General features: G+C 64.6%; 12 protein-coding genes and 2 rRNA genes (1 of these 14 only partly in view). 12 read left to right on the top strand and 2 right to left on the bottom strand.

The window, feature by feature from the left end:
* From ACZ5R1_RS18395 to ACZ5R1_RS18365, 7 genes are all read left to right on the top strand, one after another.
* A 23S ribosomal RNA gene (locus tag ACZ5R1_RS18395) occupies positions 1–500 on the top strand (it extends 2,393 nt beyond the left edge of the window).
* Positions 501–659: 159 nt separating this feature from the next.
* Positions 660–775, top strand: a 5S ribosomal RNA gene (gene rrf / locus ACZ5R1_RS18390).
* 82 nt (positions 776–857) lie between these two features.
* Positions 858–1,802, top strand: coding sequence for a bifunctional biotin--[acetyl-CoA-carboxylase] ligase/biotin operon repressor BirA (gene birA, locus ACZ5R1_RS18385; protein ID WP_027601356.1), 945 nt, complete (start codon positions 858–860; stop codon positions 1,800–1,802).
* Positions 1,792–2,544, top strand: coding sequence for a type III pantothenate kinase (locus tag ACZ5R1_RS18380; protein ID WP_027599087.1), 753 nt, complete (start codon positions 1,792–1,794; stop codon positions 2,542–2,544). The genes birA and ACZ5R1_RS18380 overlap by 11 nt, the downstream gene beginning before the upstream one ends.
* On the top strand, positions 2,541–2,720 hold the full coding sequence (locus ACZ5R1_RS18375; protein WP_037006863.1) for a hypothetical protein: 180 nt from the start codon (positions 2,541–2,543) through the stop codon (positions 2,718–2,720). The genes ACZ5R1_RS18380 and ACZ5R1_RS18375 overlap by 4 nt, the downstream gene beginning before the upstream one ends.
* Before the next feature lie 28 nt (positions 2,721–2,748).
* Positions 2,749–3,207, top strand: coding sequence for a DUF3301 domain-containing protein (locus ACZ5R1_RS18370; protein WP_027599086.1), 459 nt, complete (start codon positions 2,749–2,751; stop codon positions 3,205–3,207).
* Between the two features lie 97 nt (positions 3,208–3,304).
* Positions 3,305–4,597 (top strand): MFS transporter, encoded by a 1,293-nt coding sequence (locus ACZ5R1_RS18365; RefSeq protein ID WP_464712639.1) that lies wholly within the window; start codon positions 3,305–3,307, stop codon positions 4,595–4,597.
* Positions 4,598–4,639: 42 nt separating this feature from the next.
* Here ACZ5R1_RS18365 and ACZ5R1_RS18360 read toward each other — a convergent pair whose 3' ends face one another.
* Entirely contained in the window at positions 4,640–5,104 is a 465-nt protein-coding gene (locus ACZ5R1_RS18360; protein WP_115945800.1) for a hypothetical protein, read from the bottom strand.
* A gap of 120 nt (positions 5,105–5,224) precedes the next feature.
* Positions 5,225–6,160, bottom strand: a complete 936-nt coding sequence (locus ACZ5R1_RS18355) for an alpha/beta hydrolase (protein WP_115945801.1) — start codon at positions 6,158–6,160, stop codon at positions 5,225–5,227.
* Positions 6,161–6,283: 123 nt separating this feature from the next.
* On the opposite strand from ACZ5R1_RS18355, the gene ACZ5R1_RS18350 reads away from it, so the two are divergent.
* The 5 genes from ACZ5R1_RS18350 to ACZ5R1_RS18330 all read left to right on the top strand — a co-directional run bounded on the left by ACZ5R1_RS18350 (position 6,284) and on the right by ACZ5R1_RS18330 (position 10,221).
* Positions 6,284–6,802, top strand: coding sequence for a hypothetical protein (locus tag ACZ5R1_RS18350; protein WP_007162605.1), 519 nt, complete (start codon positions 6,284–6,286; stop codon positions 6,800–6,802).
* Positions 6,799–7,197, top strand: a complete 399-nt coding sequence (locus tag ACZ5R1_RS18345; protein ID WP_007162604.1) for a DUF3140 domain-containing protein — start codon at positions 6,799–6,801, stop codon at positions 7,195–7,197. Before ACZ5R1_RS18350 ends, ACZ5R1_RS18345 begins: the two co-directional genes overlap by 4 nt.
* Before the next feature lie 144 nt (positions 7,198–7,341).
* Positions 7,342–8,232, top strand: a complete 891-nt coding sequence (locus ACZ5R1_RS18340) for an EamA family transporter (protein ID WP_027601352.1) — start codon at positions 7,342–7,344, stop codon at positions 8,230–8,232.
* Positions 8,233–8,289: 57 nt separating this feature from the next.
* Positions 8,290–9,069, top strand: coding sequence for a DeoR/GlpR family DNA-binding transcription regulator (locus ACZ5R1_RS18335; RefSeq protein ID WP_115945802.1), 780 nt, complete (start codon positions 8,290–8,292; stop codon positions 9,067–9,069).
* Positions 9,070–9,087: 18 nt separating this feature from the next.
* Complete coding sequence (locus ACZ5R1_RS18330; protein ID WP_464712638.1) at positions 9,088–10,221, top strand: MFS transporter; 1,134 nt, start codon at positions 9,088–9,090, stop codon at positions 10,219–10,221.
* Positions 10,222–10,275 lie beyond the last annotated feature (54 nt).

Here is a 10,275-nt window from a genome sequence, read left to right as displayed (position 1 = left end):
GTATGGAAGGGCCATCGCTCAACGGATAAAAGGTACTCCGGGGATAACAGGCTGATACCGCCCAAGAGTTCATATCGACGGCGGTGTTTGGCACCTCGATGTCGGCTCATCACATCCTGGGGCTGAAGCCGGTCCCAAGGGTATGGCTGTTCGCCATTTAAAGTGGTACGCGAGCTGGGTTTAGAACGTCGTGAGACAGTTCGGTCCCTATCTGCCGTGGACGTTTGAGATTTGAGAGGGGCTGCTCCTAGTACGAGAGGACCGGAGTGGACGAACCTCTGGTGTTCCGGTTGTCACGCCAGTGGCATTGCCGGGTAGCTATGTTCGGAAGAGATAACCGCTGAAAGCATCTAAGCGGGAAACTTGCCTCAAGATGAGATCTCACTGGAGCCTTGAGCTTCCTGAAGGGCCGTCGAAGACTACGACGTTGATAGGTCGGGTGTGTAAGCGCTGTGAGGCGTTGAGCTAACCGATACTAATTGCCCGTGAGGCTTGACCATATAACACCCAAACAATCTGACCGCGGTCAGAGCGTGAGGAAGACGACGCCGAAAACGGGCGCGTGGGTTCGCAAGACCCCAAGACGACACGTCTACTTCGATCACAGACCCAATTGGGCCAGCCAGGCAGCTCCATCGCCTGGCCAGCCAACCGAATTGCTTGACGAACATAGAGCATTGGAACCACCTGATCCCTTCCCGAACTCAGAAGTGAAACGATGCATCGCCGATGGTAGTGTGGGGCTTCCCCATGTGAGAGTAGGTCATCGTCAAGCGCCTAACACCCAGCACCCCCGCTCAGTTCACTCTGGCGGGGGTGTTGTCTTTGGGGCGGAAGAAAGTCGAACGGAGTTCGGGATGCCGTTGCTGAAACTGCTGAGTGATGGAAAATTTCATTCCGGCGTCGAGCTTGGTGAAGCCTTGGGCGTCTCCAGGAGTGCCATCTGGAAGCGGCTGAAGACGCTGGAAGATGACCTGGGCGTCGAGGTGTTCAAGGTTCCGGGACGGGGTTACCGCCTGGAGGAGCCCCTGTCGCTGCTCGATGCCGAGCGGATCGCGCAGGAGGGCGGTTGGCCGGTAACGGTCCTGGCCTCCATAGACTCCACCAATGCCGAGGCGCAACGCCGTCTGCCGCAGCAGCAACCGCCATTCGCCTTGCTGGCCGAGCATCAGCAGGCCGGTCGTGGTCGTCGTGGCCGCGCCTGGGTCAGCCCCTATGGCAAGAATCTCTATCTCACCGCCGTGGTCTCCAGCCCGGGCGGGATCCAGAAACTGCAGGCCCTGAGCCTGACCATGGGCCTGGCGGTGATCCGTACCCTGCAACAGCTGGGCGTCGAGGACGCCTGCCTGAAGTGGCCCAACGACGTCCTGGTCCGGGGGCGCAAGCTGGCCGGCATCCTCATCGAGTTGTCGGGTGATCCGCAGGACGTCTGCCAGGCCATCATCGGTATCGGCATCAACGTCAACATGCGCCTCGCCGACAACATCGATCAGCCGTGGATCTCCATGGCCGAGGCCTTGGGCGGTCTGCAGGACCGCAACCAGGTCGCCAGCCTGCTGCTCCGGGAAATCGACAGTCTGTGGCAGATTCATCGCCGGTCCGGATTCGCCGCCCTGCGCAGCGAGTGGGAGCGTTATCATGGCTGGCAAGGTCGAGCGGTAACCCTGTCTTCGGGGGTTCGCTGTATCCAGGGCACAGTGGCAGGAGTTGCCGAAGATGGGGCTATTCTCATGCATGTAGACGGTCAGACGCAGGCATTCAGCGGTGGCGAATTGAGCCTGAGCCTAGATCATGATTCTTGAACTCGATTGCGGTAACAGCCTCATCAAGTGGCGCCTGCTCGCGGCCGGTGCCGAGGTGGTGGATACCGGCATCGTCGACAGCGACGACGCCCTGATCGCGGCGCTTTCCCAGTCGGACAGTCCTGCCCTGGCGGCCTGCCGGCTGGTCAGCGTGCGCAGCGACGAAGAGACCCAGCAGCTCAAGGAGCGGCTCACCGCCACCTTTGGCATCGCCTGTCACCAGGCCCTGCCGGTCGAGGTGTGGAATGGCGTGCGCAATGGCTATCGTGACCATCAGCGTCTGGGCATGGATCGCTGGCTGGTGATCCTGGCCGCGGTGCAGTTGGCCGAGGGCAAGGCCTGCGTGGTCCTGGACCTGGGGACGGCGGTCACCGCAGATCTGGTCGATGCCCAGGGCGAGCATCAGGGGGGGTTCATCTGTCCGGGGATTCCGTTGATGCGTCGGGAACTGCAGACCCATACCCGTCGGATCCGCTACGATCCACATTGGGCCAGTGGTGAACGCTACGAGGCGCCGGGACGCACGACCATCGAGGCCGTGGAGCGTGGGTGTCTGTACATGCTCAAGGGTTTCGTCCGTACCCAGTACGAACTGGCTCAGGAAATGTTCGCCGAAGGGTGCGAGATCTTTCTGACCGGGGGTGACGCGGAACTGGTCAAACATGTCGTTCCAGGCGCGCGGATCGTGCCCGATATGGTGTTTGCTGGATTGGCTTTGGCGTGTCCGCTCGAGAACGAATGATGCGTTGGTTGTTTCTGCTGTTGGTGGTACTGAACGTTTTCTACTACATATGGCACCAACAGCAGGTGCCGTTGCTGGGTAAGGAAATCGCCCCTCTGGCGCTGTACAAAGGCGAGCGTGAGAACATTCGCCTGTTGAACGAGACGGCATCTGGTGACGCTGCGCGGCGTCAGTGACGGCGGTACCCTTCGATGAGGAGCGAAGATGCTGACGCTAGGTAATCTCTGCCTGTTGCTGGGCGCGGTCGGCATTGGTCTGTGGTTCTGGCATGCCCATGGCATTCGCGAGCGCGCGCTGCTGCTGGCCGAGCAGGAATGTCGTCGCCGCAAGGTGCTGCTGCTCGATGGCGCCGTGGCTTTCTCGCGCTTTCGCTGGCTGGCCGATGCCAAGGGACGCAAGCGCCTGGCGCGACTGTTTTCCTTCGAATTCACCGTGACGGGGGAGGAGCGGCTCGACGCCTCTCTGGCCCTGTTCGGCAAGACCCTGGCCAAGGTCGAATTCGCCCCCTTCGTGGTACCCGAGGTCGAACGTCCGACGGCCGATTCGGTGGTGGCTTCGGCGCCTGCCTATCAGGCCAAGCCCGAGCATGGCCAGGTGGTCTATCTGGACCAGTGGCGGCAGCGCCAGCGTACCGAGACCAATCGGCGGCAAGAGCCGGAGTAATCCGGCATACCTGCTTTCGACAGCTTTCCCTTCCCCATCCCGATGCTTAGCACCGCTGCTCCGCTCCGGCTTTTCGTTTCTCTTCATGTGATCCCTGATGTTCAGTCCTCTCGTTACCTTTCCTGCTCTCTATTTCGCTACCCTCCTGATGCTGGCCGGTTCCGGTCTCTTCACCACCTACATCGGTCTGCGACTGACCGAGCAGGGGGCGGGGGATATGTGGACCGGCGCCCTGATGGCGGCCTATTACTTCGGGCTGGTGTGCGGCGGCAAGTTCGGCCATCGGCTGATCGCCAGTGTCGGCCATATCCGTTCCTATGTGGCCTGCGCCGGTGCGGCGACGGTCACCGTGCTCATCCATGCCCTGATCGATGACCTGAACGTCTGGATCGCGCTGAGATTCGTCATGGGCGTAGTGATGATGAATCAGTACATGGTGATCGAGAGCTGGCTCAACGAGCAGGCGGAAAATCACCAGCGTGGCAAGGTGTTCGCCGGCTACATGGTGGCGGTGGACCTGGGGCTGGTGATCGGCCAGGCGCTGCTGGCCTGGCATCCGCAACTCGACTACAAGCCGCTGCTGCTGGTGGCCATCTGCTTCGCCTCCTGCCTGATTCCCCTGGCCATGACCCGGCGGGTGCACCCGGCCAAGCTGGTGGCGGCACCGCTGGAGATCCGTTTCTTCTGGCAGCGGGTGCCCCAGTCGCTGGTGACCATCTTTACCGCGGGGCTGCTGGTGGGGGGCTTCTATGGCCTGGCGCCGGTGTTCGCCAGTCGCAGTGGCCTGGATACGGCGCAATCGAGCTTCTATGTTGGGCTGTGCATCGTCGCGGGGTTCTGCGCCCAGTGGCCGCTGGGCTGGCTGTCGGATCGCCTCGATCGCTGCAAGCTGATCCGCGCCAATGCGGTGTTGCTGTGCCTGGCGGCGGTACCGCTGTGGGGCCTGATCACCTTGCCCTATCCCTGGCTGCTGGCCGCGGGCTTCGTCTCGGGCATGCTGCTGTTTACCCTCTATCCGCTGGCGACGGCCTTTGCCAACGACCATGTCGAACCCGAGCGGCGCGTGCAGTTGTCGGCGATGCTGCTGACCACCTATGGCGTGGGTGCCTGTATCGGACCGCTGCTGGCCGGTGCGGCCATGGAGCATTTCGGCCCGGGCACCTTCTATGTGCTGACCTCGGCCTATGCGGTGATTTTGATCGTCTTCGTGCAGCCCCGCTTCGTCAGTGGCGAACACCGGCTGGACGAGGCGCCGCTGCATCACGTGGCCATGCCGGATACGGTGAGTCCGATGGCGGCGGCACTGGATCCGCGCATCGACGAGGTGCCGCAGGAGCTGGTGGTGGAGGCGCCGGCCAGTATCGGGCCGGGTAGGGAGAAGAGCCACTGAGCGAGCCCGGCGCAAGGCCGGGCAGGAAGGGACGGCTAGGACTCAGGCCTGGCGGGTCTGGCCGGCCTTGATCAGGCGGTCGACGGTCTGGGCCGAACCGTTTTCGGCCAGGGCGTCATTCTGCAGGCGATGCTGCTGACGGTCGATCAGCCGACCCATGGGACGCTGGCTGGATTCTTCGGCCACCGTATCGTCACCGAGGCGCTGCTGCTGGTCTTCGATCACCTGGCCCAGGGGGCGCAGGCTGGATTCCTCGGCGATCCGGCGTTCCTGCACCTGGCGTTGCTGCTGCTTGATGACTTCACCCAGGGGACGCAGGCTGGATTCTTCGGCCAGGGTGCGCTGCTGCAGGCGCTGCTGCTGTTGCTTGATCAGCTGGCCCAGCGGGCGCTGGCTGGATTCCTCGGCGACCTGGGTGGCGGCGCTGGGGGTGAAGGCGAAGTCCTGGGCGAAGGTGTTCAGGGCCAGGGCGGTCAGGGCGAAACCGAAGGCGATACGCAGGTTCATGATGGTGTCCTCTGGGGAAACTGTGCTGGAGTGAGTTCAGTATCCCGAGCAGGACCGCTCGAAAAAAATAGACTGGCGAGATAGTGACTATCAGCGCCGTCGATGCCTTTCAGAAAGTCTCTAGCCTCCCGTCGATGATTCCTCCTTTTCCGCTTCGCTCAGGTGCGCGCCGCCGAACAGCTCGCGCAAGGCGGCGGCATAGTCGCGCGTGCCTATCACCATGCTGTTGGAGTGGGTCCCGCCGGGGATCAGCAGCAGGCGCTTGGGCGGCCGGGCCGCCGCATAGAGGGCTTCGCTGAAGCGGGGAGGGACATAGCGATCGTCGCTGCCGTGGACGATGAGCACCGGGATATGGATGTCCGGGATCTTGTCCAGGGAATCGAATTTCTCCGACATCAGCCAGCGCAGGGGAAAGCGGGTATCGACCACCGCCGAGGCGGCATCGGCCAGGGTGGTGAAGGTGGATTCGATGATCAGACCGGCCGCGGCGGGGTAGTCACCGGTGGGATCCCCGTCGCCGGCGATGCGCCAGGCCAGGTCCACCGCCACGGCGCCGCCCAGTGAGTGGCCATAGATGTATCTCTTGCTGAGATCGGGCTGCAGGCTCTGCAGGTGCTTCCAGGCGACCCGGGCGTCCTGGTAGACGCTGCGTTCGGAGGGCACGTCGCCAGGACTTTCGCCAAAGCCGCGATAGTCGATGGCCAGCACCGAATAGCCGAGTTGCCGCAGGGTGGCGATGCGCCGGACCTGGGCGGTGAGATTCCAGCGGGTGCCGTGCAGATAGAGCAGGGCGGGGGCGTCCGGACGGCGGGCGGGCCACCACCAGGCGTGCAGGTAGTCGGTGCCGGTCAGGCCGTCCGGCACCGGCAGGTTGAACTGGCGGACGCCTTCCGGCACGCCGGTGAACCAGCTGGCATTGCCCGGCTCGATGCTGAACACCCACTGGCGTTCGCGATAGGCCAGTTCCGAGCAGCTATAGGGGACCCCGACCCCGACCAGCAGGGTGACGAAGAGCAGCGGGATCAGGCGACGGCGGAGCAGGGTGACGAGGGACATGACTTTCTCTGGATACCGGAAGACGCAGGGTAGGGGCATTCGTCGCCTGGCGCGAACCCCCGTTTCGGTTGGACAGTCATCCTAGAGACAGCGACTGCAGTGATCCCCAACCTGAGGTGAGCCATGAGTGCGACGGCCAAGAAGAGCGATCCCGAACTCTGGGAAAAGGTGAAGAAAGAGATTACCGAGGGCGACAAGGGCGGCAAGCCCGGTCAGTGGTCGGCGCGCAAGGCGCAGCTGGCCTCCCAGGAGTACCAGAAGCGCGGTGGTGAATACCAGGGCGGCAAGGGCAAGGACAATCATCTGCAGCAGTGGACCGACGAGAAGTGGGACACCCGCTCCGGCAAGAAATCCGAGGAGACCGGCGAGCGCTATCTGCCGGAAAAGGCCCGGGACTCCCTGAGCAAGGAAGAGTACCAGCGCACCACCGCCAAGAAGCGCCGTGACACGCGCCGCGGCAAGCAGCATTCCAAGCAGCCGGCCGATGTGGCGCGCAAGACGGCGGCGGCGCGTGAGTCGGGCCTGGCCGGTCTGACCAAGGACGAGCTGATGAAGCGTGCGGCGCGCCGCGAGGTGCGGGGCCGGTCGCGCATGAAGAAAGACGAACTGGTGAAGGCGTTGCAAAAGGCAGGTGAAAAATGAGCACCAAGAAGGCTTCCAACGACGACAAGAAAGACGACAAGAAAGAGGTCCGCAGCGAGTTCAAGCAGGTGGTCAACATGACCCCGAGTCAGCTGCGCAAATGGCTCAGCGGTGACACCAGCAAGGGCGTGGGCATGACCAAGGGTGGCAAGAAGGTCAAGGCCGCCAACGATGGCAAGGCGGTCGGTCATGCCATGGGTGAGCGCATCCTCGAGCTCAAGGGCAAGCGCCAGGCCGAGCTGGAAGACGATGACTACAAGGCCATGCGCAAGGTCATCGGCTATGTGCATCGCCACCTCAAGCAGCGACCGGACGGCGACATCGAAGACTCGCGCTGGCGCAAGTCGCTGATGAACTGGGGCCATGACCCCCTGCGTGACAAGCGCAGCGCCTGATCCCGACGAACCGCAGCCCAGGCTGCGGTTTTTCTTTGCATGCAGAGTGACTGGCCGAATTTGTGTGCAACTGTGACGCCGCGGCGCGGGCGCAAAGGAGTAGGGTAGCCGCCTAACTATCTGAATGCGTTCAAGGAGTTGTCGATGGCACCCCGGGATCTGTTGCTGGCACTGGTCGTCATCCTGGCCTGGGGGGTGAACTTCGTCGTCATCAAGCTCGGCCTGCATGGCGTGCCGCCCATGCTGCTGGGCACCCTGAGATTCTGCCTGGCGGCCTTTCCGGCCATCCTCTTCGTGCGGCGTCCCCAGGTGTCCTGGCGACTGCTGCTGGCCTACGGCCTGACCATTTCCCTGGGTCAATTTGCCTTCCTGTTCTCGGCCATGTACGTGGGCATGCCGGCGGGGCTGGCCTCGCTGGTCTTGCAGGCCCAGGCCTTCTTCACCCTGGCATTCGCGGCGACCTTTCTCGGTGAGAAGGTGCGCCGGGCGAGCCTGGTCGGGCTGCTGGTGGCGGCGCTGGGCCTGCTGCTGATCGGTACCGAGCATGGCGTCACCATGACCCTGGCCGGCTTCCTGCTGACCCTGGCAGCGGCGGCCATGTGGGGACTGGGCAATATCGTCACCAAGAAGATCGGCAAGGTGGACATGCTCGGCCTGGTGGTCTGGGGCAGCCTGATTCCGCCCATTCCCTTTTTCGTCCTGTCGCTGCTACTGGAAGGTCCCGAGCAGATCGCCACGGCGCTGACCTCGCTGTCGGCCGGTTCGATCTTCGCCATCGTCTACCTGGCCTTTATCGCCACCCTGGTCGGCTACGGCATCTGGAGTCGGCTGCTGTCACGCTATCCGGCCGGCCAGGTGGCGCCCTTTTCCCTGCTGGTGCCGGTGGTGGGGCTGACCTCGGCCGCCGTGTTGCTCGGTGAGCAGATGACCCTCCAGCAGGAAGTGGGTGGCGTGGCGGTCATGCTCGGCCTGCTGATCAACGTCTTTGGCGGCCGCTGGCTGGATGCCAGGAGCAAGATGTCATCCAGTGCATGATGTTGCACGTTCGTAAATGATTGTGCATGATCTGCTGATCTTCCTGGAGTATCAGCCATGACTGCCATTCACCTTCCCGAAGAACGCCAGGCCGCGATCCTGGCCCTGCTGCGCGAACAGGGCCGGGTCCTGTCCGCCGAATTGGCCGCGACCTGGGGCATTTCCGAAGACAGCGTGCGTCGCGACCTGCGTGAGCTGGCCCGCCAGGGGCTGTGCCGCCGGGTGTATGGCGGGGCGCTCTCGCTGCTGACGCCACCGGAGGCGCTGCCGGCGCGTATCGGCCAGGACGAGGCGGCCAAGCAGGCGCTGGGCCTGGCCGCGGCCAGGCTGGTGCAGCGCGGGCAACTGCTGTTGCTGGATGCCGGCTCGACCAATCTGGCCATCGCCCAGGCGCTGCCCACGGATCTCGACCTGACCGTGGCCACCAATGCGCCGGTGATCGCCGCGGCGCTGCTGCAGCGCCCGGGCATCCGGGTGCTGATGATCGGCGGCCTGGCCGCGCCGGAATCGGGCGCCTGCCTGGGCGCCCGGGCGCTGCGCGATCTGCGCGGCGTGCGCGCCGATCTGGCCTTTCTCGGGACCTGCGCCCTGGCGGTGGAAACCGGGGTGACCGGCTTCGACCTGGAAGAAGCCGAATTCAAGGTGGCCGTGGCCGAGCAGAGCGGTCAGGTCGCCGCCGCGGTGACCGCCGAAAAGCTCGACAGCGTGGCCTTCTATCACGTGCTCCGCCTCGATCAGCTGAACCACCTGGTGCTGGAACCGGGGCTGAGCGAGGAGCGTCTGCAACCCTATCGTGACGCCGGCCTGCAACTGCATTCGCTGGCCAGCGACCGCTAGCCCGCTCAAAGGATCGCCATGACTTCCGCCGTTTTGCGTCGCCAGCGTCGCGCCACCTTTACCGTCTTTCTCGCCAACGGCTGCGGGATCGGCGGCTGGGCGGCGGCCATTCCCGAACTCAAGCGCGATCTGCTGCTGGGCGACGGCCAGCTGAGTCTGGTGCTGTTGGCGGTCGCCCTCGGCGCCCTGCTGACCATGCCCTTCGCCGGGGTGCTGGTGCCGCGCCTGGGAGGGACCGGCCGCCTGACCCGCCTGAGCATCCTGACCTTCGTGCTAGTGCTGAGCGGGCCCGGGGTGGCGCCGTCGCTGGGCTGGCTGCTGCCCTGCGCGCTATTGCTCGGCGCGTGCAACGGATTGATCGACGTGGCCATGAACGCCCATGCCAGCGATGTCGAAAGCCGCTGGAATGGTCCGCTAATGTCGTCCTTTCATGCCGCCTTCAGCCTGGGCGGCTTTCTCGGCGCCGGCCTGGGGGCCCTGGTGCTGCACCTGGGCGCCTCGGCGCTGGCGGTACTGCTGGCCGCCGCCCTGGTGGCGCTGGTGCTGGCCTTGCCCGCCGCCCTGGCCCTGGACGAAGGCGATCGCAGTCCGGTCAGTCATGCCCTGCGCCTGCCGGATCGGCGAGTGCTGGCACTGGGGCTGATCGCGCTGGGCTGCCTGATGCTGGAAGGCGCCATGACCGACTGGAGCGCCGTGTACCTGGGCCAGGTGGGCGGGGCAAGTCCGGTGGTGGCCACCCTGGGCTATGCGGCCTTTTCGCTGACCATGCTGGTGGGCCGGCTGTTCGGCGACGGCATCCGCGGCCGCTTCGGCGGTCCTCGGGTGATCGGAGGCGGCGCCCTGCTGGCGACCCTGGGACTGGCCCTGGCGGTCCTCCTGCCGGCGCCCGGGACCGCGATCCTCGGCTTCGCCCTGGTCGGCCTGGGCCTGTCCAATGTGGTACCGGCGGCCTTCAGCGCCGCCGGCCAGGTGGCCGAGACACCGGCTGCTGGCATCGCCATGACCGCCACGGCCGGCTATCTCGGCTTTCTGCTCGGTCCGCCGCTGATCGGCGCCGTGGCGGGGCAGGTGGGCCTGCGCGGCAGCCTGCTGCTGCTGACCCTGATCGGCGTGGCGGTGGCGCTGCTGGCACTGCGTCAGCGCAATACATGATGTCTATCCAGGGAACCCCGCTGCGCTGAGCAGACCCAAGAGGGAACGGAAATC

It is taken from the genome of Pseudomonas sp. Pso3 (genome assembly GCF_055393275.1).
Note: the sequence above shows the minus strand (reverse complement) of the source record. Positions and strands in the feature narration are given on the sequence as shown.